General features: G+C 61.6%; 21 protein-coding genes. 10 read left to right on the top strand and 11 right to left on the bottom strand.

Annotated elements, in window-relative coordinates; all coding sequences use genetic code 11:
- Nucleotides 1-38: 38 nt before the first annotated feature.
- Nucleotides 39-245 (top strand): hypothetical protein, encoded by a 207-nt coding sequence (locus HCZ30_RS00615; RefSeq protein WP_167635825.1) that lies wholly within the window; start codon nucleotides 39-41, stop codon nucleotides 243-245.
- Here HCZ30_RS00615 and trxC read toward each other — a convergent pair whose 3' ends face one another.
- Nucleotides 246-671, bottom strand: coding sequence for a thioredoxin TrxC (gene trxC, locus HCZ30_RS00610; RefSeq protein ID WP_167635824.1), 426 nt, complete (start codon nucleotides 669-671; stop codon nucleotides 246-248).
- Between the two features lie 281 nt (nucleotides 672-952).
- Between trxC and HCZ30_RS00605 the strand changes: the two genes are divergently transcribed.
- Together HCZ30_RS00605 and HCZ30_RS00600 are read left to right on the top strand one after the other, a co-directional pair.
- Nucleotides 953-1,159 carry a cold-shock protein gene (locus tag HCZ30_RS00605; protein WP_167635823.1) on the top strand — a complete coding sequence of 69 codons (207 nt, stop codon included), beginning with the start codon at nucleotides 953-955 and terminating at the stop codon, nucleotides 1,157-1,159.
- 43 nt (nucleotides 1,160-1,202) lie between these two features.
- Nucleotides 1,203-1,742, top strand: a complete 540-nt coding sequence (locus HCZ30_RS00600; RefSeq protein WP_167635822.1) for a DUF4329 domain-containing protein — start codon at nucleotides 1,203-1,205, stop codon at nucleotides 1,740-1,742.
- On the opposite strand, the gene HCZ30_RS00595 is transcribed toward HCZ30_RS00600, so the two are convergent.
- Nucleotides 1,736-2,335, bottom strand: coding sequence for an arylesterase (locus tag HCZ30_RS00595; protein WP_246212506.1), 600 nt, complete (start codon nucleotides 2,333-2,335; stop codon nucleotides 1,736-1,738). The two genes, HCZ30_RS00600 and HCZ30_RS00595, sit on opposite strands and share 7 nt — an antisense overlap.
- Nucleotides 2,336-2,411: 76 nt before the next feature.
- Here HCZ30_RS00595 and HCZ30_RS00590 point away from each other — a divergent pair, with 76 nt between their 5' ends.
- The 3 genes from HCZ30_RS00590 to HCZ30_RS00580 are packed head-to-tail and all read left to right on the top strand — an operon-like array spanning nucleotide 2,412 to nucleotide 6,141.
- Nucleotides 2,412-3,083 (top strand): ABC transporter ATP-binding protein, encoded by a 672-nt coding sequence (locus HCZ30_RS00590; protein ID WP_167635821.1) that lies wholly within the window; start codon nucleotides 2,412-2,414, stop codon nucleotides 3,081-3,083.
- A complete protein-coding gene (locus tag HCZ30_RS00585; protein ID WP_167635820.1) occupies nucleotides 3,080-5,590 on the top strand; it encodes an ABC transporter permease in 2,511 nt (836 codons plus the stop codon). The genes HCZ30_RS00590 and HCZ30_RS00585 overlap by 4 nt, the downstream gene beginning before the upstream one ends.
- Nucleotides 5,587-6,141, top strand: a complete 555-nt coding sequence (locus HCZ30_RS00580) for a gamma-glutamylcyclotransferase family protein (RefSeq protein ID WP_167635819.1) — start codon at nucleotides 5,587-5,589, stop codon at nucleotides 6,139-6,141. The genes HCZ30_RS00585 and HCZ30_RS00580 overlap by 4 nt, the downstream gene beginning before the upstream one ends.
- 31 nt (nucleotides 6,142-6,172) lie before the next feature.
- Here the strand turns inward: HCZ30_RS00580 and gltX are convergent, their stop codons facing one another.
- Nucleotides 6,173-7,492: a glutamate--tRNA ligase gene (gene gltX, locus HCZ30_RS00575; RefSeq protein WP_167635818.1), complete on the bottom strand. Its 1,320-nt coding sequence runs from the start codon at nucleotides 7,490-7,492 to the stop codon at nucleotides 6,173-6,175.
- Between the two features lie 166 nt (nucleotides 7,493-7,658).
- On the opposite strand from gltX, the gene HCZ30_RS00570 reads away from it, so the two are divergent.
- Nucleotides 7,659-8,576, top strand: coding sequence for an MBL fold metallo-hydrolase (locus HCZ30_RS00570; protein ID WP_167635817.1), 918 nt, complete (start codon nucleotides 7,659-7,661; stop codon nucleotides 8,574-8,576).
- Nucleotides 8,577-8,634: 58 nt separating this feature from the next.
- Here the strand turns inward: HCZ30_RS00570 and HCZ30_RS00565 are convergent, their stop codons facing one another.
- From HCZ30_RS00565 to HCZ30_RS00555, 3 genes are all read right to left on the bottom strand, one after another.
- On the bottom strand, nucleotides 8,635-9,228 hold the full coding sequence (locus HCZ30_RS00565; RefSeq protein ID WP_167635816.1) for an NAD(P)H-dependent oxidoreductase: 594 nt from the start codon (nucleotides 9,226-9,228) through the stop codon (nucleotides 8,635-8,637).
- A 138-nt stretch (nucleotides 9,229-9,366) separates the two neighbouring features.
- The gene (locus HCZ30_RS00560; RefSeq protein ID WP_167635815.1) at nucleotides 9,367-10,050 is read right to left on the bottom strand and encodes an SH3 domain-containing protein; all 684 of its coding nucleotides are present in this window, start codon (nucleotides 10,048-10,050) and stop codon (nucleotides 9,367-9,369) included.
- 134 nt (nucleotides 10,051-10,184) lie between these two features.
- On the bottom strand, nucleotides 10,185-11,846 hold the full coding sequence (locus HCZ30_RS00555; protein WP_167635814.1) for an NAD+ synthase: 1,662 nt from the start codon (nucleotides 11,844-11,846) through the stop codon (nucleotides 10,185-10,187).
- 147 nt (nucleotides 11,847-11,993) lie between these two features.
- Between HCZ30_RS00555 and HCZ30_RS00550 the strand changes: the two genes are divergently transcribed.
- Nucleotides 11,994-13,457: a 2-isopropylmalate synthase gene (locus HCZ30_RS00550; protein ID WP_167635813.1), complete on the top strand. Its 1,464-nt coding sequence runs from the start codon at nucleotides 11,994-11,996 to the stop codon at nucleotides 13,455-13,457.
- On the opposite strand, the gene HCZ30_RS00545 is transcribed toward HCZ30_RS00550, so the two are convergent.
- Together HCZ30_RS00545 and HCZ30_RS00540 are read right to left on the bottom strand one after the other, a co-directional pair.
- On the bottom strand, nucleotides 13,454-14,977 hold the full coding sequence (locus HCZ30_RS00545) for a cryptochrome/photolyase family protein (protein WP_167635812.1): 1,524 nt from the start codon (nucleotides 14,975-14,977) through the stop codon (nucleotides 13,454-13,456). The two genes, HCZ30_RS00550 and HCZ30_RS00545, sit on opposite strands and share 4 nt — an antisense overlap.
- Nucleotides 14,971-15,612, bottom strand: coding sequence for an SDR family NAD(P)-dependent oxidoreductase (locus HCZ30_RS00540; protein WP_167635811.1), 642 nt, complete (start codon nucleotides 15,610-15,612; stop codon nucleotides 14,971-14,973). Before HCZ30_RS00540 ends, HCZ30_RS00545 begins: the two co-directional genes overlap by 7 nt.
- A gap of 320 nt (nucleotides 15,613-15,932) precedes the next feature.
- On the opposite strand from HCZ30_RS00540, the gene HCZ30_RS00535 reads away from it, so the two are divergent.
- On the top strand, nucleotides 15,933-17,492 hold the full coding sequence (locus HCZ30_RS00535) for a 2-isopropylmalate synthase (RefSeq protein WP_167635810.1): 1,560 nt from the start codon (nucleotides 15,933-15,935) through the stop codon (nucleotides 17,490-17,492).
- Nucleotides 17,493-17,615: 123 nt separating this feature from the next.
- On the top strand, nucleotides 17,616-18,494 hold the full coding sequence (locus tag HCZ30_RS00530) for a hypothetical protein (protein ID WP_167635809.1): 879 nt from the start codon (nucleotides 17,616-17,618) through the stop codon (nucleotides 18,492-18,494).
- Between the two features lie 17 nt (nucleotides 18,495-18,511).
- On the opposite strand, the gene HCZ30_RS00525 is transcribed toward HCZ30_RS00530, so the two are convergent.
- The 3 genes from HCZ30_RS00525 to flhA are packed head-to-tail and all read right to left on the bottom strand — an operon-like array spanning nucleotide 18,512 to nucleotide 22,429.
- Nucleotides 18,512-19,231, bottom strand: coding sequence for a sigma-70 family RNA polymerase sigma factor (locus HCZ30_RS00525; protein ID WP_167635808.1), 720 nt, complete (start codon nucleotides 19,229-19,231; stop codon nucleotides 18,512-18,514).
- A 43-nt stretch (nucleotides 19,232-19,274) separates the two neighbouring features.
- The gene (locus HCZ30_RS00520; protein WP_167635807.1) at nucleotides 19,275-20,309 is read right to left on the bottom strand and encodes a hypothetical protein; all 1,035 of its coding nucleotides are present in this window, start codon (nucleotides 20,307-20,309) and stop codon (nucleotides 19,275-19,277) included.
- 8 nt (nucleotides 20,310-20,317) lie between these two features.
- Nucleotides 20,318-22,429, bottom strand: coding sequence for a flagellar biosynthesis protein FlhA (gene flhA / locus HCZ30_RS00515; RefSeq protein ID WP_432442748.1), 2,112 nt, complete (start codon nucleotides 22,427-22,429; stop codon nucleotides 20,318-20,320).
- Nucleotides 22,430-22,560: the final 131 nt, after the last annotated feature.

Here is a 22,560-nt window from a genome sequence, read left to right as displayed (position 1 = left end):
CAAAAACCGTAGCGTTGTCGCTGAGTGGAGTATTCAAAATGGCCCTAGTCGCTTTCCTTGCAGGTAGCTTTCTTGGACTTTGTCTGGCTGTTGCCGGAATCGTTTTCCTGAACCTCGGCGTTGTCGCCGCGTTCTCGATCTATCTGATCGCTGGCATTGCCGCGCCACTTAGCGTGCTGATCTCGAACATGCATGGCCGCCGCGCACGCGCAACGGCCAATATTCTCGCCCGCATCAACGGCTGATCAGGTCCCAGCCCAATCCGTGATTGCGCGGGACGGCATGGCGCCGGACTGACGCTTCACCTCGCGGCCACCCTTGAACTGGACCATCGTCGGGATGCCGCGGATATTGTACTTCGCGCCAGCTTTGGGTTCTGCCTCGGTGTTGACTTTGACCAGTCGCGCCTTGCCGCTGAGTGCCTGAGCCGACTTCGAAAATTCGGGCGCCATCTGGCGGCAAGGGCCGCACCACGGTGCCCAGAAATCCACCACAAGCGGAAGATCGTCGTTGCGCGCTGCCTTTTGCAGCGTGTCAAAGTCGATCTCGACCGCCTTGTCGCTGATCAGTTTGGTCCCGCAGGTCGCACATTTCGGCCCTGCCCCGAGTTTTTCGGATGGAACGCGGTTCACCTGACCGCAGTCCAGACACGTCACTTTCAATCCGGCCATCGTTGCCTCCGTCATACATTTAACATTTCATATGTGTATTCGGCGGAAAAGCGCAAGTGTGCCCCGCCGAAAGCGGCAAATACCCAACACCTACAGGAGAAACGCGAGACTGCCCACGCAAGCCCGCTTGATTGTGGAATAAACAATCACCATAGTACCCCGTGCGAGTTGCCTATTTCTACCTGCCTCCGACACGGCTTCAGTTAGACGCAAGGACTGACGAGCCGACCTTTCTGCATACTGCGAGAAAGGGTTACTAAACGTTTTAAGGAGAAATCACGATGGCAACCGGCACCGTGAAATGGTTCAACCAAACCAAGGGCTACGGCTTCATTGCTCCCGATGGTGGCGCGAAGGACATCTTCGTTCACATCTCGGCTATCCAGCGTTCGGGCCTGGAAGAGCTGAAGGACAACCAGAAAGTCAGCTTCGAACTGCAGACCGGCCGTGATGGTCGCGAGTCGGCAATCAATCTCGAACTGATCTGATTAGCTCTTGATAAAATTTATGGGCCCGTCACAATTCGGGCCCATGAAACGCCTCGCGACACTGACGTCCCTGCTTATCATCGGCCTTGGAATTACATTCAGCCAAGCCGACGATACACCTCGCAGCGAAATCCAGCCGTTCGCAAGAAAAGTCTTCCAGAAAATCCAGCAGCAGTCTTTCGACCTCGAACGCGAGCTTTGCGCGTACATCGGCTATGGTCCTGACGGACGGCTGATGTTGACCCGCGTGGCCGTCGGCACCGAAGCGACCTGCATTCTGCCTGTGCGATCGGCCAAGATGGACGTGATCGCGTCGCTCCATACCCACAGCACATACAGCCCCGACTACCACAGCGAAGTGCCCTCCGCGCTCGACATGGAATCGGACGAAGCGTCGGGCACTGACGGTTGGATCGCCACGCCAGGAGGGCGGATGTGGTTCGTGGATTCGTCCGAAATGCGGGCCTATCAGGTCTGCGGGGCGGGATGCCTACCGCAAGACCCGAACTTCATCGACGAGCCCGTCGGCTCCATCAAACAGAGCTACACCTATAGCGCGCTGGTGAAGATGGAGCGTTACTGAACGGTCTCCAACCATTCGAGCACTTTCGGCCCCATATCCTCCACCGTGATCGCAACGCCCTTGGCCGACGGGTGGATGCCGTCGCGCTGCATCAGGTCTTCGCGCGGCAGATCCGATGCATTCATCGCGGCGAAGTAGTCGGGATAAAGCGGCACGTCGAATTCGGCAGCGAGGTCGGTGTACATACCTTCGAACTGCTCTTTGTAGTCCGGCCCGTAGTTGTTCGAGATCGTCAGGCCAACGAGCATCACATCGACATCCGCCTCCTCTGCCGCTTCGAGAATGCCGCGCAGGTTTTCGCGGCTGTTCGCGGGATCGAGCGCGCGGAGGAAGTCGTTGCCGCCGAGATTCACGATCATCGCGTCGACGTCATCGGTCAGCGTCCACGCAACGCGGCGGAGGCCCCCTGCTGTGGTGTCGCCGGAGACGCCCGCGTTCAGCATTTCGACATCTGCACCGTGGGCCGTCAGCCACGCCTGCATCTGAGGGACAAAGCCTTCGTCACGCGGCAGGCCGTAGCCTTGGGTCAGGCTGTCACCCAATGCGGCAACGGTCATCGTGTCGGCCATCACAGGCGCTGCGGAGAGGGCCAAAACTACAGCCGCGCCATTGCGTAGCCAACGAGCCGCCCCATATGCTTTAACAGCCATTACCGACCGGACATTTTCCATGACAGTTCTTTCCCTTCAGGACGCCTCGCTTTCGCTTTCGTCGAACGCGGGCAAAGTAGATATTCTCCACGGGATTACCCTGTCGGTATCCGCGGGCGAGAGCGTCGGCCTGATCGGACCGAGCGGATCGGGCAAGTCCTCGCTGCTCATGGTTATGGGCGGTTTGGAACAGGCCACAGGCGGCAAGGTGACTGCGCTGGATCAGGACCTGACCCGCATGGACGAAGACGCGCTTGCCCGCTTTCGTAGAAACAATATGGGGGTGGTGTTCCAGTCCTTCCACCTCATTCCCACGATGACGGCTGTTGAAAATATCGCGACCCCGCTGGAACTGGCCGGCGAAGTGGACGCGTTCGACCGCGCAAGGGCGGAGCTTGAGGCCGTGGGCCTTGGCCACCGCGCGGACCACTACCCCAGCCAGCTTTCGGGCGGCGAACAGCAGCGTGTGGCACTGGCCCGCGCCGCCGCGCCGCGCCCGCGTATCCTGCTGGCGGACGAGCCGACGGGGAACCTTGATGAAAGCACGGGCGCTGCGATCATGGACCTGCTGTTCGGCCTGCGCGACCGCCACGGCGCAACGCTGGTGATGGTCACGCACGCCCCCGAACTGGCGGCGCGGTGCGACCGCGTGGTGCGCCTGCGTGACGGGCGGATCGAGGACGCGGCATGAGCCTCGCGTATCGTCTGGCCCTCCGCGATCTGCGCGGGAGCCTGAAATCGTTCCGGATTTTCCTTGCCTGCCTGATCCTCGGCGTGGCTGCGATTGCGGCTGTCGGCACGGTGCGCAGCGCGATCACCGCCGGTTTGAAAGAACAAGGCGCGGCGCTTCTGGGCGGCGATGCCGAGGCGGAGTTCACTTACCGCTTCGCCCGTCCCGAAGAGTTGGCGTATTTGCAGAGCATTTCCGAGCAGGTCTCAGAAACCGTTGATTTCCGGTCGATGGTCGTCGTGCAGCGCGAAGAGTCGGAACGCGCGCTGACGCAGGTGCGGGCCGTCGATAGCCTCTATCCGTTGATCGGCGAGGTGACTTTGTCGCCCGAAATGCCGCTGGCGGATGCCTTTGCGGGAAATGGCGAGTTGCCCGGCGGTGTGATGGAGCGCGTGCTCGCCGACCGTCTGGGGCTGAGCGCGGGGGATACGTTCCGCCTTGGCACACAGGATTTCGTGCTGTCAGCTGTGCTGGACACCTATCCTGACAACGCGGCTGGGGGCTTTGGGCTTGGTCCGCGGACGCTGGTACTGACCGAAGACCTCGCGGATGCGGGGCTGATTGCCGAGGGCACGCTGTTTAATACGCAATATCGGCTCGACCTGCCCGATGGGGCTGACCTCGCGGCGCTGGAGCGGCAGACCGAAGGCCAGTGGCGTGACAGCGGACTGCGATGGCGCGATGCGCGGCGCGGTGCCGGCGGGACCGAACGGTTCGTGCAGCAGATCGGGTCGTTCCTGATTTTGGTCGGCCTCGCGGGCCTCGCCGTGGGCGGCGTGGGCGTGTCGGCGGCGGTGCGGTCGTACCTCGCGGGCAAGCGCGACACCATCGCGACGCTGAAAACCCTGGGCGCAGAGCGGCGGACCATTCTGGCCGTCTACGCCATCCAGATCGCGTTCCTGTCCGCGATCGGTATCGTCGCGGGGCTGGTGCTGGGGCTGCTGTTGCCGCTGGTGTTCTCGCCGCTCATCGCGGCGCAATTGCCTGTTCCGGCGAGCTTCCGCATCTACCCGATGCCGCTGGTGGAGGCCGCGATTTACGGTGCGCTGACGGCGGCAATCTTCACCCTGCTCCCAATTGCGCGGACGGAGAACATCCGCGCGGCGGCGCTGTTCCGCAATCAGGGCAGCGGACGCTTGCCGTTCCGCCATGTGCTCTACACGGGCGTGCTGGTGGCGGCATTGGTCGCGCTGGCGGCGTGGTTCACAGATGCGGTGCGCCTGACGCTCTACACTTTCGGAGGGATCGCTGGGGCGCTGCTGGTGCTCGCAGTCGCGGCGTGGCTGATCGGCTGGATCGCGGGACGTTTGAACCCGATGGCACGGGGGCGCCCTGCCCTTCGCGCGGCGCTGGCGGCAATCGCGGCGCAGAAGGGCGAGACGCTTTCGGTTGTGCTGTCGCTGGGGCTCGGCCTGTCGGTGCTCGCCTCGGTCGGACAGATCGACGGCAACCTGCGGGCGGCATTCACGGACGAATTGCCCTCGGTCGCGCCGAGCTACTTCTTTGTCGATATCCAGCCCGACCAGATGGAGGGCTTCCGCGAGAGGCTCGACACGGACCCAGCTGTGTCCAAAGTCGAAGCCGCGCCGATGCTGCGGGGGATCATCACGACGATCAACGGACAGCCCGCCGAAGAATTCGCGAACGGCCACTGGGTCGTGCGCGGGGATCGCGGCGTGACCTATTCCGAGGCGTTGCCCGAGGGCACCCGCCTGACCGCTGGCGAATGGTGGCCGGAGGGCTATGACGGCGAGCCGCTGGTCAGCTTCTCAGCCGAAGAAGCCGCCGAGATCGGCCTGCAACTGGGTGACACGCTGACGGTCAATATCCTCGGGCGGGACATCACGGCGACGGTCGCGAGCTTCCGCAAAGTGGAGTTCGACACGGCGGCCATCGGCTTTGTCATGTCGATGAATCCTACCGCGCTGGCGGGTGCGCCCCATAGCTGGATCAGCACGGTCTACGCAGAGGAAGACGCCGAAGCGGCGATCCTGCGAGATCTGGCGAATGCCTACCCGAACATCACCGCGATCCGCGTGCGGGACGCCATCGATCAAGCGCTCGTGCTGGTCGATGGTATCGCAGCGGGTGTGCGGTATGGTGCGCTGGCGACATTGGTCACGGGGTTCCTCGTGCTGATCGGGGCTGCGGCGGCTGGCCAGCGGGCACGGGTCTACGAGGCGTCGATCCTCAAGACGCTCGGTGCGACGCGCGGCACTATTTTGCGCAGCTTTGCCCTGCGCGCGGCATTCGTCGGGTTTGCGGCGGGGATCGTGGCGCTGTTTGCGGGGATCGGTGGCGGTTGGACAGTCACCACCTACATTATGGAGACAGACTTCCAGATCATCTGGTCCAATGCGCTATGGATTATCGCCGGTGGGATTGTGGCAACACTTCTTGCCAACTTGACCTTCGCGCTCAGAGCCCTCAGCGTGCGGCCAGCCCGCAATCTAAGAGACCGCGAATGAACCATCCCCGCTTTTTCGGCTATGGCAGCCTCGTCAACTTCGACACCCATAGCTACCCCGAGCCGAAAGCAGCCAAACTGCAAGGGTGGCGCCGTATCTGGCGTCATACCAATATCCGAGATTTCGCTTTCCTGTCGGTCGAGCCGCATGAGGGCACCGTTCTGCTGGGCGCGACTGCGCTGGTGCCGAACGCCGATTTTGAGGCGCTGGACGAACGCGAGTTTGCCTATGCCCGCCGCCCTGTCGCCCATCAGGTGACGCCGGAGCATGACGAGGTTGTCGTTTACGAGGTTGAAGAGGGCTACTTTGCCGAGCCGTCGACCGCGCATCCGGTGCTGCTGAGCTACCTTGATGTGGTCGTGCAGGGTTATCACCGCCTGTTCGGCGACGACGGGGTGAAGCATTTCTTTGACACGACGATGGGCTGGGAGTCTCTGCCGGTACTGGATGACCGCGATGCGCCGCTTTATCCGCGCGCCTGTCTGCTGACGGACAAGGAAACCGCGCTGGTGGACGCCTACCTCAAAGAAAGAGGCCAGCCGCAAGGCTGACCTCTGATCGTTTTAGCGGTGGCCTTACGTCTTAGACGTAGGGCTTCACCTGCATCAGCTGCATCACATCGCCCATGTCGGGGCCGTTGGTACGGCCCGTGACGAGCTTGCGCAGCGGCATGAAGAGACCCTTGCCCTTGCGGCCGGTCGCGTCCTTCACAGCGGTGGTCCAGTCTTTCCACGCATCGGGGCCGTAAGGCGCGTCGCCCAAGAGACCGAGAGCGGTGTCGACCATTTCCTTGTCTTCGTCAGCGACAAGACCCGGTGTGCCGTTCTGGAACAGGTTCCACCAGTCCTTCATGTCGGACATGAAGGTGATGTTTTCGCGGACGACATCCCAGAATTTCTCTGCCAGATCAGCCGGAACGCCGAGCGCCAGAACCTCGTCCTTCACATCAGCGAAGGGCTTGGCGGCGTTGATGCGTGCGGTGAGCGGCAGCAGGTCTTCGGTGTCGAACTTGGTCGGGGCGGCACCGAATTTGGTGACGTCGAAACCGTCGATGACCTCCTGCACGTTGGCGCGCAGTTCGACCGGATCGGCGGAACCGAGGCGGGCCATCAGCGACATGATCGCCATCGGCTCGATGCCCTTTTCGCGCAGGTCCTTCAGCGACAGTGTGCCGAGGCGCTTGGACAGCGCTTCGCCCTGCGGGCCGGTCAGCAGCGAGTGGTGGGCAAATGCCGGAACCGTGCCGCCGAGGGCCTTGATCATCTGGATCTGGGTCGCGGTGTTGGTGACGTGGTCGGAGCCGCGCACAACATTGGTAATCCCCATTTCCACGTCATCGACGACCGATGCCATGGTGTAGAGGAACTGGCCGCTTTCCTTAATGAGAACGGGATCGGACACCGACGCGGCGTCGATCGAGATATCGCCGAGGATACCGTCGTTCCATTCGATGCGCTCGCGGTCGAGCTTGAAGCGCCAGTGGCTGCCGCGTTCGGCGCGCAGCTTGTCCTTTTCCTCTTCGCTGAGGTCGAGGGCAGCGCGGTCGTACACGGGCGGCTTGCCCATGTTCAGCTGCTTCTTGCGCTTGAGATCCAGTTCGGTCGGGGTTTCGAAGCACTCGTACAGGCGGCCCATTTCGATGAGCTTCTGCTTGGCGGCCTCGTAACGCTCAAGGCGCTTGGACTGGTACTCGATACGGTCCCACGAGATGCCGAGCCAGGTCAGCGCATCCTTGATGCCGTCGACGTATTCTTGCTTCGAACGCTCCTGGTCGGTGTCGTCGATACGCAGGATGAATTCGCCGCCGTTCTGTCGGGCGATGGCAAAGTTCATCAGGGCAGCGCGCAGGTTGCCGATGTGCATCCAACCGGTGGGCGAGGGGGCAAAACGGGTCGTGGTCATGACAATCTCCTATTGCGCCAAGGCCATTTCATATCGGCCCCCTTTTGTCCATATCAGCCTTATGCAGTTCGGCTTTGCGCGCCCAGATAACATCGGCGTCAGGTTTGTGGGCCGCGGCGGGGTTCGGGCTATTTTGCGAGACATCCAACCTTTGGGAGACCCCGCCATGAAACTTTCACGACGTCAGGCTCTCGGAGCCGCCGCAGCCGCCCCCGCAGCCCTTGCCATGCCGCAAATCGTTCGCGCACAATCGGCTGAAACCGAACAAGAGGTGCCGATGATCGCTCCTTATCGCAGTGTGAATGTCGGTGACTTCAAGGTCACGACGCTCCTCGCGGCCCACCGCCCGATGGACGACCCGCACGGCACGTTCGGCCTGAATGCCTCGGACGAGGATTTTGCGGCAGCCGCCGAAGCCAATTTCATTCCCGCCGATAGCTCGGTGAACTTTTTCACGCCCGTGCTGGTGGAAACAGGCAGCGACAAGATCCTGTTCGATACGGGGCTGTCGCCGGAAGGTGTAACTGCCGCGCTCAAAGCCGCAGGTCATGCGCCCGAGGATATCTCGACCGTCGTTCTGACCCACATGCACCCCGACCACATCGGCGGGCTGATGGGCGACAGCGCGACGTTCACCAACGCGCAGTACGTCACCGGCAAGACCGAGTTCGACTACTGGGCAGGTGCCGAGAACGAGACTTTCGAGACCAAGATGCGCCCGCTGGAAAGCAAGACGACCTTTGTGTCCGAAGGCGACAGCGTGGCCAGTGGCATCACCGCGCACGATGCGTTCGGCCACACGCCGGGTCATATGGTGTTCCGTCTGGAATCGGCTGGTCAGGCGTTGCTGCTCGCCGCTGATACGACGAACCACTATGTTTTCTCGCTCCAGCATCCTGATTGGGAAGTGCGGTTCGACATGGACAAAGCAAAGGCCGCCGAAACGCGTCGCCGTATCCTTGATATGGTCGCGGTCGATCGCATTCCGATGATCGGCTACCACATGCCCTTCCCCGGTATCGGGTATGTCGAGCAGAACGGCAGCGGGTATCGCTTCGTGCCCGTGTCCTACCAGTTGATGTAAAACACTAGCTGTCGCGAGATAAAAAAACGGCCCCTTCGCGGGGCCGTTTTTCGTAATCTTAGGCGGTGAGCTTCGCGGTGATGTCCACGAGGCGCTTGGCTTGGTGGGCAACAGAACGGTGGCCGACTTCCGACAGCTCGCCCGGCTGGGACGAGAAACCGTAGGGGTTGCCGCTGTCTTCGAACTTGACGCCATCGGTGTAACCCGGCGCAACCGGGATCATGCCGAAGTGCATGGCCGAGACGTAGGTCTGCTGGATCGCGCCTTCGGTGCCGCCGTTCATGTTCTGGGCCGAAGCGGTGACGGTGATGGTCTTGTTGGCGAGAGCGCCTTCCATCCACAGACCGCCGAGGGTGTCGAGCCATGCGCGGGTCTGGCTGGCCATACCGCCGTAGCGGGTCGGCGACGACAGGAAGTAACCGTCAGCCCACTTCAGATCGTCAGGCGTGACGACCGGCAGCTCGGAAACACGCTCTACTTGAGCTTTCCATGCGTCCTGACCTTCGACGACTTCAGGCGGAGCGGTTTCGGCGATGCGGAGGACACGGACCTCTGCGCCTGCTTCTTCAGCGGCTTTGGCAGCGGCGGCAGCGATGCCGTAGTTGGTGCCGTAGGTGGAGTAGAAAATAACTGCAATTTTGGGCGTAGCCATTTGGAAATCCTCTTTGTGAGTTCTGAGGCAGAGTTAGGCCCGAGAAGCGGTCTTGTCGTCAGGCATTACCGCTCGGACCCTGTGCGCAAATGCAAAACGACCCACCAATGGCGGGCCGTTCGGTGCAATTTTGCTGAATTAGCCAGCAATGCGCACAATGGCGTTCGTTTCTGCGTCAATGGCAACATACTGGCCATTGATGTTCAGATAACGCAGACCATCCTGCGGGGTCTCGTAGGTCACGATTTCGGCCGGAATACCTGCGCCGACAACGATCTCACCCGAAAGGTTTACCGGCTCGACCGGGTTGCTCTGGATGTAGGTCATGGTCTCGGTGGTCGGCTCTACGACTTCAGCCGCGCCAGCCGAACCCAGCAGACCGCTGGCAACGATGGCAGTGGTCGGGCCACCAAGTGCGTAGGCGATCAGCGCACCGGCAGTACCGCCAGCGATGGCAGCGACGCCTTTATCTTCGTCGGTTTCTTCCTGGTTCACGTAGGTGACGGTCTTGATTTCGACCTGCTCGGGCTGCGTGTCGATGGTGGCGACGTTGTCACCTGCCTGTACGGTCAGGTACGGCGCATACGACCAGCCGTCGGTGCCGTCGTAGCTGACCTGGCACCATTCGTAGCCGTCGAGGCAGCCTTCGATGGTAGCCATTTCACCGGCGGGAATCACGCCGACCGATTCATACCATGCACCCGGGCCGCTACGTACGTTCAGATCGGTTGCAGCCGTTGCGTCGGCTGCCTGTGCGATTGCCGGAGCGGCTACGGCCAGAGCGATTGCCGAACCTGCGAGGGTGCGTTTGATGATAGTCATAATAGTCTCCAATTCTCTGTGGCAGCGGTGCGCCGCCGGATTGGAGAGAGAACAGCCAGCCCCCTGAAAGCGTTCCTAGATCCTTAACAAGTTTCCTTCACGCCTCCGTCATGTCGGCGTGAGATCGCCTATTCTCAGGAGTTGTCGCGGAAGCGGTTCGCGATCGGGTAACGGCGGTCGAGCCAGAACGCACGCTTGGTCAGGCGCGTGCCCGGTGCCGACTGGAAACGTTTGTATTCGCTGATGTAGAGAAGGTGCTCCACCCGCTTGACCGTTTCTCGTTCGAAGCCCAGCGCCACGCACTCTGCCACGCTCGCCTCGCGGTCCACGAGGAGTTCGAGGATCGCGTCGAGGATTTCGTAGGGCGGCAGGCTGTCTTCGTCCTTCTGGTCGGGACGGAGCTCGGCTGAGGGCGGCTTTTCGATGATCGAAACGGGGATGACCTCGCCTTCGGGGCCGTTCATCCAGTCGCGGTGATTGGCGTTGCGCCAACGGCAGGTTTCGAACACCCGGGTCTTGTAGAGATCCTTGATCGGGTTGTAGCCGCCGTTCATATCGCCGTAGATCGTGGCGTAGCCGACGGCGACCTCGGATTTGTTGCCCGTGGTCAGCAGCATTTCCCCGAACTTGTTCGACATCGCCATCAGCAGCAGACCGCGCAGGCGGGACTGGATGTTTTCTTCGGTGATGTCCGGCTTGGTGCCTTCGAAGATCGGCGCGAGCGTGTTGGTAATCGCATCGCGGCCCTCGGAAATCGGCACGAAATCGTAATGAACGCCAAGACGCTTTGCGATATCTTCGGCGTCGTCGAGCGAGCCTTGCGAGGTGTATTCCGACGGCAGCATCACGCAGCGGACGTTCTCGGCGCCCAGCGCGTCAACGGCGATGGTGGCGACGAGCGCGGAGTCGATGCCGCCCGACAGGCCGAGCAGAACTTTCTTGAAGCCCGTCTTGCGCAGGTAGTCGCGCAGGGTGAGGACCATCGCATGATAGTCCTGCTCCCATTCGGTCGGGAAGGTGATCATGTTGCCGGGAAGAGCTTCCCAGTCGCCGTCTTCGGTGCGTTCGAAATCGACGTGGGCGATGGTCTCGACGAAGAGCGGAAGCTGCACGGCGAGCTTGCCGCCACGGTTCAGCACGAAGGAGCCGCCGTCGAACGCCTGATCGTCCTGACCGCCGATGGTGTTCACGTAGACCATCGGCACATCGTTTTCGATGACGCGGGCGACCATGGTGCTCAGGCGGCGGTCGAATTTACCACGGTAGTAGGGCGAGCCGTTCGGGACGACGAGCATCTCCGCGCCGCTTTCGACCATGGCTTCGGCCACGTCGGGATACCAAGCGTCCTCGCAGATCGGGGAGCCGATGCGGAGCTGACCGACGTCATAGGGGCCTTGGATCGCGCCGCGATTGAACTGACGCACTTCGTCGAAGACGTTGTAATTCGGCAGGAAGTGCTTGAGCTGACGCGCCGCGACGACACCGTTCTTGCAGATGAAATAAGCGTTATAGAGACGCCCCTCTTCCGCGTAGGGGCCGCCGATCGCTAGGATCGGGCCGTCGGCGCAGTCCTGCGCGAGCTGTTCGATGCGGGCCATACAAGCACGGTGGAAGGCGGGCTTCATCACGAGGTCCTGCGCCGAGTAGCCGGCGATGAACATCTCGGGCAGAGCCACCATTTCGGAGCCGGCCTCTTTGGCCTGCTTCCATGCCGCGACAGCTTTTGCGGCGTTGCCCTCGATATCCCCGACGGTCGGGTTCAGCTGGGCAATGGACATACGGAACGTATCGGTCATCGGCTTCCTGCGCATCGTTGTTGTGGCAGATTTAGCAGAACACGCGCCAAGGGAAAGCCGAATGCGGCAGTAAACAGTCTGCTAGGCCGTTGTAGGAATTGTTCTGGTCAATTAGCATCACCCCGAGAAAACAGGGAAAAGACCATCATGAACCTGAAACAGGCGCTCCTTGGCAGTGTGGCGTTTCTGCTTGTCGGCCAGATGGCAGTGGCACAACAAGTCCAGACCAAACAATACGAAGACGGCGGGGTCTACGAAGGCCAGTTCGAAAACGGAAAGCAGAACGGTCAAGGCACATACCGCCTTCCGAACGGCTATGAATACACCGGCGAATGGGTCAACGGCGCAATCCGCGGCGAGGGCACGGCGCGCTTCCCCAACGGTTCGGTATATGTCGGCGAATTCTCGGCAGGAAAGCCCGACGGCAAGGGCCAGATCACCTTTGCCGACGGCGGCACCTACGAGGGCGACTGGCTCGAAGGCAACATCACGGGCATGGGCAAGGCGACCTATGCCAACGGTGTCGTCTACGAGGGTCAGTTCCGCAATGCTATGCACCACGGCGAAGGCACCATGACCAGCTCGGACGGGTACACCTACACCGGCACATGGATGAACGGCGTCAAAGAGGGTGAAGGCATCATCACCTACCCCGACGGCACCGTTTACGAAGGCGAGCTGGCGCATGACGAACGCGACGGTTCGGGGATGCTCACGATGCCGGACGGCACGATCTACGAAGGCACATGGGTCGACGGCCAGATCGAAGGCAACGGCAAGCTCGTCCAGTCGAACGGCGATGTCTACGAAGGCACGCTGGTCGCGGGCAAGCGCGACGGCATCGGCACCGTGACCTACGCCAACGGCGACGTGTATCAGGGCGGCTTTGACGCCGACCTTCGTCACGGACAAGGCACGTTCCGCGGCGTGGACGGCTATATCTACATTGGCAACTGGGATCAGGGCGAGATTTCGGGCCGTGGTCAGGTCACCTACCCCGACGGCTCGGTCTACATCGGCCAGTTTGCGGCGGGCCTCGCCGATGGCACGGGCAAGATTACCTACCCCGACGGTTCGACCTATGACGGTCAATGGACGCAAGGCGTCATCAACGGCACGGGCCGCGCGACCTACCCCAACGGCCTGGTCTACGAGGGCGAGTTCAAGAACGCCAAGAACCACGGTCAGGGCGTAATGACGGACTCACACGGCTATTCTTATAACGGCGCGTGGGTCGATGGTCAGCGCGAGGGCGAAGGCAAAGCCACCTATGCCGACGGGTCGGTCTACACGGGCACTTTCGTGGCTGGCCAGCGCGACGGCAAAGGCACGATCACCATTCCGGACAATCCCGCCACCGAAACCGACGAGACCTTCACCTACGAAGGCGAATGGAAAAACGGCGAGATTTCGGGCCAAGGCGTTGCGACCTACTCGAACGGCGACATCTACACCGGCACTTTCGTGGCCGGTCGCCGTCAGGGTGACGGACGGATGCAATACGCCGACGGCGAAGTGGAACAGGGCGAATGGGAAGACAACGTTTTCGTCGACAGCGTCCTACCCGTCACGCCCGAAGAGGAAGAAACCGAGGAAGAGACCGCGAACTAAACGGTCTCTCCGTCCTCCATCCGCTTGAGCCACGCGTTGGCATCGGACAGGACCGTCTTGCGGCGGTCCTCGTCCATACGGTCCCACGTGCGGTACATGTTCCCCATGCGTGGATTGTTTTCGAACCGCTGGCGGTGACGGTCGAGGAAATACCAGTAGAGCAGATTGAACGGGCAGGCATCCTCGCCCGTTTTTTCTTTGACCTTGTAAGCGCAGCCTTTGCAGTAGTCGGACATGCGGTCGATATAGGCCCCGCTGCTGACGTAGGGCTTTGACGCGATGATCCCGCCGTCGGCAAACTGGCTCATGCCGATGGTGTTGGGCGCCTCGACCCATTCGAAGGCATCGGCGTAGACCGAGAGATACCATTCGTGGACCTGATGCGGATCGATCCCCGCGATCAGCGCGAAATTCCCCGTGACCATCAGGCGCTGGATGTGGTGCGCGTAGGCTTCTTCCTTGGTCTGCTCGACCGCCTTGGAAATGCAGCGCATCTTCGTCTCGCCGCCCCAATAGAACCACGGCAAATCGCGGTCGTGGCGCAGCGTGTTGTGGCTAGTGTAGTCGGGGCCGTTCAGGAAATAGATGCCGCGCATGTACTCGCGCCAACCGATGATCTGGCGGATGTATCCTTCGGCGGAATTGAGCGGCACGTCACCGTTGCGATACGCCTCCTCGACCCGTTTGCAGACCTCCAGCGCGTCCAGAAGACCGATGTTGATGTACATCGAAATGATGGAGTGCCAGAGGAACCGCTCGTCCGCGAGCATCGCGTCCTGATAATCCCCGAACTTCGGCAGCCCGCCCTTGAGCCAGAACGTCAACTGCCGCCGCGCGCCCTCCTGATCGGTGGCATAGCGGAATGGACGCAAGTCGCCAAAATTGTCGCCGAATTCCTTTTCGACGAGGGTCAGAACCTCTTCGGTGATCTCGTCAGGCGTGAACTCCATCGGGCCATTGAAATCGACGTCATCTGGCGCGGCTTTGCGGTTGTCGTGGTCGTAGTTCCACTTGCCGCCCTCGGGATCGTCGCCCTCCATCAAAAGGCCCGTCTTGCGCCGCATCTCGCGATAGAAATACTCCATCCGCAGCGCCTTGCGCCCATCGGCCCATTCCTCGAACTCGCGGTGCGAGGCCACGAAGCGGTCATCGGGGAACTGGTGGATATCGAGCGGCGCATCCTCCAGCGCCGAAATCAGCCGCCACTCGCCCGGTTCAGTGGCGAGCACCTCTGACGCGTCATATTCATTAGCGCGATGCAGCAGTTCGCCGACGATGCTGCCGGAGTTCTCCTTGTCGTCATATCGCGTATAAGCAACGGTGCGTCCGCTCTCCTCCAGCCGCTTGGCGAACTTGCGCATCGCAGCAAAGATGAGCGCGATCTTTTTGGGGTGATGTTTGACGTAGGACGCCTCGTCCCGCACCTCTGCCATGACGATCACATCGTCCTCGGCAGCCTCTCGTAGCGCGGACAGGTCTTCGGTCAGCTGGTCCCCCAGCACGAGCACCAGCTTCACCACGGGATCGCCTTTCCGGCGTAGTCGTAGAACTGCCCCGTCTGGTCAGGCGTCGCGCCCTCCAGAACGGCGGTGAGCTTCGTGGCGGACTCTTCGGGCGACAGCTTGCTGGCCTTATAGCCTGCAGTAAATTCCGTCTCGACCGTGCCCGGATGCAGCGCAAGAACAACCGACCCTTTATGCGTCCGCTTCAGTTCGATCGACGCGCCGCGAATGATCTGGTTCACAGCGGCTTTCGACGCACGATACGCGTGCCAACCGCCCAGCCCGTTGTCCCCGATCGACCCGACCCGCGCCGACAGACCCCCGACACGCCCGCCACTTGCCAACAGCCGCGGAACATGCCGCATCACCAGCGCAACGCCGATGCTATTCACGGCCATGACGTCCGCCATTTCCTGCGCGTCGATCTGCGACAGAGACTTCTCCGGTCCCTGTCCCGCGCTCAGAATGCCGACCGCGATCCAGATGACATCGAACGGCCCTTCGACACTGCCCAAGACCCGCTCGACCGACGCCGGATCGGTCACGTCCAACCCGTCGCCCGACCGCGACAGGCCCACAACCTCGCCGCCTGCGACCGAACACAGCGCGGCACCGATCCCGCCCGAAGCGCCTATGACTAGAATTCGTTTCATAAATCCGAAGATAACCCGCAGCGCGCGCCACTCCACCCTTCACTTTGACGAAAATACCTCGGGGGAGGCCGCCGCAGGCGGACGGGGGCAGAGCCCCTCTGATACCAAAGGCAAAAATCCCCCTTTCCCTCGGGTGAATCATAGGTATAGTCCCGCCCTATGACGCGCTTGGATCATATCATTGTTGCTGCCCGCACCTGCGGTGCCCTGCCCACGCGCGCCCTTCTACTCCTTAGCAGCCTCTGAGCGTGCCTGCCGGCGCGACCGCTCAGGGGTGTCCCAGCGCCGGGTAATGCTAAGGACAGACAAGGATTTATGACATGACCCAAGACCGCGTGTTGATTTTCGACACTACCCTCCGTGATGGCGAACAGTCGCCGGGGGCCACCATGACCCATGAAGAAAAGCTCGAGATTGCAGAGCTGCTCGACGACATGGGTGTCGACATCATCGAAGCCGGCTTCCCGATCGCTTCAGAAGGTGACTTCCGTGCCGTTTCCGAGATCGCCAAGCGGTCCAAGAACTCGACGATTTGCGGCCTCGCCCGTGCGAATTTCAAGGATATCGAGCGCTGCGCCGAAGCCGTGAAGCACGCGGGCTCGGGCCGCATTCACACCTTTATCGGCACCTCGCCGCTGCACCGCGCCATTCCGAACCTCGACATGGACCAGATGGCTGAGCGCATCCACGAGACAGTGACCCATGCGCGCAACCTCTGCGACAACGTGCAGTGGTCGCCAATGGACGCCACGCGGACCGAGTGGGACTACCTCTGCCGCGTCATCGAGATCGCCATCAAGGCGGGCGCGACCACGATCAACATTCCCGATACCGTCGGCTACACCGCCCCGCGCGAGTCTGCCGACCTGATCCGCCGCCTGATCGAAACCGTTCCGGGCGCGGACGAGGTGATCTTTGCGACGCACTGCCACAACGACCTCGGCATGGCGACGGCGAACAGCCTCGCTGCTGTCGAAGCCGGTGCGCGCCAGATCGAATGCACGATCAACGGTCTGGGTGAACGTGCGGGTAACACCGCGCTCGAAGAAGTCGTGATGGCGCTGAAGGTCCGCAACGACATCATGCCGTTCCAGACGGGCATCGACACCACCAAGATCATGAACATCTCGCGCCGCGTTGCGACCGCTTCGGGCTTTGCCGTGCAGTTCAACAAGGCAATCGTCGGCAAGAACGCCTTTGCCCACGAGTCCGGCATCCACCAGGACGGCATGCTCAAGAACAAGGAAACGTTCGAGATCATGCGCCCCGAAGACGTGGGGCTGGCTGGCACGTCGCTCCCCTTGGGCAAGCACTCGGGCCGCGCTGCGTTGCGTGCCAAGCTGGAAAGCCTCGGCTACGAGTTGGCCGACAACCAGTTGAAGGACCTGTTCGTCCGCTTCAAAGACCTCGCCGACCGCAAGAAGGAAGTCTATGACGACGACCTGATCGCGCTGATCCGTCAGAACGACACTGTCGAAGACCACATCAAGCTGAAGTCGCTCCAGGTTGTTTGCGGCACCGAAGGTCCGCAGACGGCTGACATGACGCTGGAAATCGACGGCGAAGAGAAGTCGGTCAAAGCCACCGGTGACGGCCCTGTCGATGCGACCTTCAACGCGATCAAGGAACTCTTTGATCACGGCGGCCGCCTGCAACTCTATCAGGTTCACGCTGTGACCGAAGGCACCGATGCGCAGGCGACTGTTTCTGTCCGCCTTGAAGAGGACGGCAAGATCGCAACCGGCCAGTCGGCAGATACCGACACGGTTGTTGCTTCGGCGAAGGCATATATCAATGCAATCAACCGCTTGATCGTCCGCCGCGAGAAATCAGCGCCGGGTGAAGATACGAAAATCGTGAATTACAAAGATACGGTTTAATACGGATGGGGCGGCTTTCGGGTCGCCCCTCTGCTTTTGAGACTGACCGGCAACCTAAACATGCCGCGCTGCCGTACGTTCTAGTGCCAAGAGTTTACGTTCAGCAGCGAAAGGCACTTTGCTATGCAAACGACATCCGAGACGGCCGCCCGTCCGTCGGCGGTCCCGCACCGTTTCTACACGACTAGCGACCTTCTGGATCTGGTCATTGCCCTGCGCGAGTATGATCCGAGCGCCGCGTCCCACACGCTGGTCGGTCTGCTGCGCCTTGCCAGCGAAGGCAAAGCCACCCCGTCCGAGCAGACCGCGCTGCGCATCGCCGGTCTCGCCGACCTTGAAGGTGGCCGCGAAGTGGTCCTGAGCCAGATCGCTCTCGACCTCCTGCGCGATTTTTCGACCGGTGAATACGAAGGCAAGGCCCGTCCGCGCTGCACCCGTCACATCGAGGAAGCGGCACCTGCTACTGGGATGGTCGAAGAAGAGAAGCCCAAGGCCGATATCGAGCCTGTGGCGAAACTCTGCATCGGCGGCACCAACTACATGATCGGCGAGATGTCGGACATCAACGTGCTGGTCTTCCGTCTGGACGCCGATAACACCGCCGAGTGGGTGCAGCTGAAAAACACCGTCGAAGAAGGCTGGTCGTCGGTTGCGGCCGAGATCATCTCTCTCACCCGCGATCCGGTGTTCGAATACATCCGGATGCACATGATCCACCGCCGCAACGTGAATGCGGGTCCGGACATCATGCTGTTCGACCTCTACGGCTATGAGTGGTTCGTGCGTATGAACGACGAAGGCTGCGCGGTGCGTATCGAGGGCAGGGACTGGACTCCGGTCGATGTCAGCGGCTTCGATCCCGAAAACGAACTGGGCAAGATCGCTGTCACCGCGCTGATGGAAGCTATACCGGACACTCGCGAAAGCTTTGCCGAAGATACCCAGAGCTGGGCCCGCCGTATCGCCGCTGGTGCGTCGATCATGCCGGCTTTCAACATCTGATGAGCGGAGGGGAGGGCTTAGTCCTCCCCTTCCATTTCCGCGATGAACTTGCGCAGGCGTTCGACCGCGGCTTTCTTGATCTGCGAGACACGTCCGGTCGTTACGCCAAGCACCTTGGCGATCTCATAGACGTTCAGTTCCTCGACATAATAGAGCTGTAGCAGCAGCGCCTCGCGTTCCGGCAACTGGCCCAGCGCACGGCGGAGCATGGCCTTCATCTGCTGTTGTTGCAGAGTATCCTCGACCGATCTGCTGTTGTCCGAGAACAGCTTGGACTGGTCAGTATAAAGCTCGTCGAGCGATTTGACCTGTCCCGCAGCAAAGCGGGTTTCCCAGTCCTCGTATTCAGCGACGGGCAGCCCCATTTCGGCGGCCACTTCTTCCTTGGTCGGGGCCCGCATGAGCGCCTGTTCAAGCTTGGCCGTCGCAGCACGCGCCTTCTGTTGCATCAGGATCGTGCTACGGCAAACGCTGGCGTTGTCCCGCAGGAAATCCACGATAGAGCCGCGCACACGAATGGCAGCGTAAGAGGCGAACGAGGCACCGGCTTTGGGCTGGTAGCGACGGCTGGCGTCGATCAGGCCCATATAGCCGACTTGCAGCAGGTCATCGATTTCCACCATGCGCCCGACGCGCCCGAACATGTGCCAGGCAATCTTGCGCACGATGTGCATATGGTCAGACACGAGCTTGTCGGGATCGACCTGCTGTTCGGCATATCCTTTCGTCAGCAGCATAGCAGCTTCCTTTCACATTCAGTCAGCAGGTGAATTGCAAGTGTCATGCCCAACCCCTCGAAATTGGTGACAACCACCCCTCGGCAAGCTTGCGAATGTCATTTCGCTGCGGACGAGTAAGAGTATCGATCAAACCGGCCCCAGTTCCGAAGAAGGCAAGCGTACAGCTTGACGATGCGATTGCGCTGAGCTCCTCGGCGGTGAGGGCCCAGTCGTCGGTGCGGGTCAGACAGATACGCGGCGAAAGGGCCGCCCATTTTTCCGTCTGGCGTGCGATCATGCCCGGATGCAGACCGGCAGGCAGACACAGGATCACCTCGGCTCCGCCGGCGATGGCCGCGACCTGTTCGGGGTCCATGCAATCGGGGATGTCGATGATCTGCGGCGCGTGCGCGTCGGCGGCGGGAAGCGTAGCAAGGAGCGTCGAGACGATCGGACGATCAATGTCGAGCCCCATGAGGCGGGACCAGCCCGCGAGGATATCACTGCCGAGCAGGCGTTCGCTGCGGGGCGCGATGATCCGCGGGCGCAGTCCGGCCCGTTCGGTCATCATCAGCGCAGCCATACGCGCGGCGGTCAGTGATTTGCCGGAGCCTTGCGGCCCCACGATAATAGTGCGCGCCGCCTGTCCTGCCGGTTGATCAGTCAGCAGACGCTGGCAGAGGTCGTTGAAGAAACCGTCCTCCTTGCCCTCGCCCTTGCCCAGTTCGACCCAGAGGTCGGCGATGAAATTCGGCGTCAGCCCCGGCCAGCCGCCCATGGGGGCGACGGGGCTTGCCTTGAAGGCCGGTTGCTGCGGAGCTTCCACCCGTTCGGCCGTCACCACATGCTGCGGCTTTTCGGGCGTCACAGGCGGCTGAGTACGCGCGGCTAGAACCTCGCCGAACGTGCGGCCTTGCGTTTCGGGCTGGCGCGGCGGCGGGGGCGCTTTGGGTTTCGGCGCCTCGGTGGTCGCTCGCACCTCGACCTGCCCGTTCTTTTTCTTGGTCGAAATAATGAAGGCATCAAGACCGAGGCGACGTTTCACCTCTTCCATCGCCAGAGCGGTATCGGATGCGCGGACAACAATCGTCGACATAGTTTACCTCACTGTTTCGGGCGCGGCAGAGTGGACTGACCGCCGATTACGGCGACCACCTCGACCTTGCGCATTTCAGGCAGTTCGTTGATCCCGATGACGATGGCATCGGGCATGTGCGGGCGGATGAAGGCCGAGAAGGCGCGGCGCAGCACGTTGGCGACGACGACGACCGAGGTCTTGCCCTCGCCAGCGGCTTTGTCCTGTGCTTCGGCCAGCGACGTGATGATCGTCTGGGCAAGACCGTTGTCGATCACGAGGCCGCCGTCGATATCGCCGGACTGGCGGGCGCGGATCAGGATCTGCTCCAGCTCGGGGTCCAGCGTGATGAGCGGCAGCGGCGAATTGATTGGGCCAAGCTGCTGGAGCAGAAGCGGGGTCAGTTGCGGACGCATCGCTTCGGCCATGTCCTGAGCCGCGAGGTTGCGGCCCGACAGTTCGGCCAGACCTTCGAGGATGCGGCGCAGATCGCTGATCGGAATACGGCCAGACAGCAGATGGCGCAGCACGGCAGTGAGCGTGTGGAGCGGCACCAATTTCGGCACAACGCTTTCCACCAGCGTCGGCGCGCTGTTGGCGAGGTTATCGAGTAGCGCCTGCACATCGTCGGGACCGATAAGGTCGGCAGCGTGCGAGGAAATCGCCTGAGACATATGGGTGGCGATCACGGACTCGGGCTCGACGACCACATAATCGTCGGCTTCGGCCTCGGTGACCTGCTGAGGCAGGATCCAGATCGCATCCATACCGAAGGACGGGTCTTTGACCTCGATCCCGCGCAGTTTGCGGGTCGAGCTACCACCCGGCAAGGCAAGCTTGCGGTCGGGGTACACAACGTCCTCGCCCACAATGCGGTGGCCGATGCGGATGCGGTACTGGTTGGGCGGCAGGCTGAGGTCGTCGCGGATGCGGACACCAGGCACGACGAAGCCCATCGCCTTGGACATTTCCTTGCGGATACCGGTGATGCGGGACACGAGCGCGCCATTTTCACCGCCGGCCATCTGGATCAGGCCGTAGCCGATCTGGAGCGAGATGGGCGCGTTGTCGGCCACGTCTTCAGGCACGATGCCTTCGCTGTCTTCGTCTTCGCCGCCAGCTGCGTCGCCTTGTTCGGGGGGCAGGACTTCACCATCCTCGCCCTCGGCCAGATCGCGGTTGAAGTAGGCCATCGCACCAGCACCGGCGGCAGCGATGATGAACAGAAGGTTCGGCATTCCCGGCACTATGCCAAGGAGCGCCATCACGCCCGCCACAGGCACCCAAGCGCGGCGCAGGTTCATCTGCTTGCCGATCAGCTTGCCCATGTCGTGGCTGGAGGACACGCGGGTCACGATGACCGCGGTCGCGATGGACAGCAGCAGCGACGGGATCTGGGCGACGAGGCCGTCACCGATCGACAGAAGGATATAGGTCTGGGCCGCTTCGCCCGCCGAAAGGCTATGTTGGATCGTGCCGATCAGGATGCCGCCGATGACGTTGATCGCGAGGATCAGGATACCGGCGATGGCATCGCCCTTCACAAATTTCGACGCACCGTCCATCGCACCGTAAAAATCTGCCTCCGCAGCAACGTCGGTTCGACGACGTTTTGCCTCTTCGGGTGTCAAAAGTCCGGCATTCAGGTCGGCGTCGATGGCCATCTGCTTGCCCGGCATCGCGTCGAGAGTGAAGCGTGCGGAGACCTCGGACACGCGGCCCGCACCCTTGGTAATGACGACGAGGTTGATAATTACGAGGATCGCGAACACCAGAAGACCGACAAGAAAATTGCCCGCAATCACGAACTCGCCGAACGCCTGAATGACGCGCCCCGCAGCGCCCGAACCGGTGTGACCGTCGGTCAGAACGATACGGGTGGAGGCGACGTTGAGCGCAAGGCGCAGGATCGTGGCGATCAGCAACACACTGGGAAAGCTGGAGAAATCGAGCGGGCGGTAGCTATGCAGCGCCACCATCAGCACCATCAGGGCGAGCACGATGTTTCCGACAAAGAAAGCATCCAGCAGCGTGACTGGCAGCGGTAGAACCATCATCGCCATCACAGCGAGGATGCCGACCGGAAGGGTCATGTCGCCAATACGGCCAAGTATGGTGGGACGGGCTTCGGCGGCCATCAATTCGTCCCCTGCTGCATTTTACCATTAAACATTTTCATCAGTGCGTCGTTCCTGTGAGCGGCGTATCGGGACTTGGCTTGCAAGAAGGATGCCACCGCAGGGTTGTGCGGCCTTCCCGACCCTCCCCGATT

The organism is Marivivens donghaensis (assembly GCF_011806565.1).
Lineage (GTDB): Bacteria > Pseudomonadota > Alphaproteobacteria > Rhodobacterales > Rhodobacteraceae > Marivivens > Marivivens donghaensis_A.
The sequence above is the reverse complement of the archived record's forward strand: the minus strand, read 5'-3'. Positions and strand labels throughout refer to the sequence as shown.

Bases quoted from the DNA above. Each gene is read 5' to 3' on its own strand.
- HCZ30_RS00615 (WP_167635825.1), top strand. From the start codon at position 39: ATGGCCCTAGTCGCTTTCCTTGCAGGTAGCTTTCTTGGACTTTGTCTG.
- trxC (WP_167635824.1), bottom strand. From the start codon at position 671: ATGGCCGGATTGAAAGTGACGTGTCTGGACTGCGGTCAGGTGAACCGC.
- HCZ30_RS00605 (WP_167635823.1), top strand. From the start codon at position 953: ATGGCAACCGGCACCGTGAAATGGTTCAACCAAACCAAGGGCTACGGC.
- HCZ30_RS00600 (WP_167635822.1), top strand. From the start codon at position 1,203: ATGAAACGCCTCGCGACACTGACGTCCCTGCTTATCATCGGCCTTGGA.
- HCZ30_RS00590 (WP_167635821.1), top strand. From the start codon at position 2,412: ATGACAGTTCTTTCCCTTCAGGACGCCTCGCTTTCGCTTTCGTCGAAC.
- HCZ30_RS00585 (WP_167635820.1), top strand. From the start codon at position 3,080: ATGAGCCTCGCGTATCGTCTGGCCCTCCGCGATCTGCGCGGGAGCCTG.
- HCZ30_RS00580 (WP_167635819.1), top strand. From the start codon at position 5,587: ATGAACCATCCCCGCTTTTTCGGCTATGGCAGCCTCGTCAACTTCGAC.
- gltX (WP_167635818.1), bottom strand. From the start codon at position 7,492: ATGACCACGACCCGTTTTGCCCCCTCGCCCACCGGTTGGATGCACATC.
- HCZ30_RS00570 (WP_167635817.1), top strand. From the start codon at position 7,659: ATGAAACTTTCACGACGTCAGGCTCTCGGAGCCGCCGCAGCCGCCCCC.
- HCZ30_RS00565 (WP_167635816.1), bottom strand. From the start codon at position 9,228: ATGGCTACGCCCAAAATTGCAGTTATTTTCTACTCCACCTACGGCACC.
- HCZ30_RS00560 (WP_167635815.1), bottom strand. From the start codon at position 10,050: ATGACTATCATCAAACGCACCCTCGCAGGTTCGGCAATCGCTCTGGCC.
- HCZ30_RS00555 (WP_167635814.1), bottom strand. From the start codon at position 11,846: ATGACCGATACGTTCCGTATGTCCATTGCCCAGCTGAACCCGACCGTC.
- HCZ30_RS00550 (WP_167635813.1), top strand. From the start codon at position 11,994: ATGAACCTGAAACAGGCGCTCCTTGGCAGTGTGGCGTTTCTGCTTGTC.
- HCZ30_RS00540 (WP_167635811.1), bottom strand. From the start codon at position 15,612: ATGAAACGAATTCTAGTCATAGGCGCTTCGGGCGGGATCGGTGCCGCG.
- HCZ30_RS00535 (WP_167635810.1), top strand. From the start codon at position 15,933: ATGACCCAAGACCGCGTGTTGATTTTCGACACTACCCTCCGTGATGGC.
- HCZ30_RS00530 (WP_167635809.1), top strand. From the start codon at position 17,616: ATGCAAACGACATCCGAGACGGCCGCCCGTCCGTCGGCGGTCCCGCAC.
- HCZ30_RS00525 (WP_167635808.1), bottom strand. From the start codon at position 19,231: ATGCTGCTGACGAAAGGATATGCCGAACAGCAGGTCGATCCCGACAAG.
- HCZ30_RS00520 (WP_167635807.1), bottom strand. From the start codon at position 20,309: ATGTCGACGATTGTTGTCCGCGCATCCGATACCGCTCTGGCGATGGAA.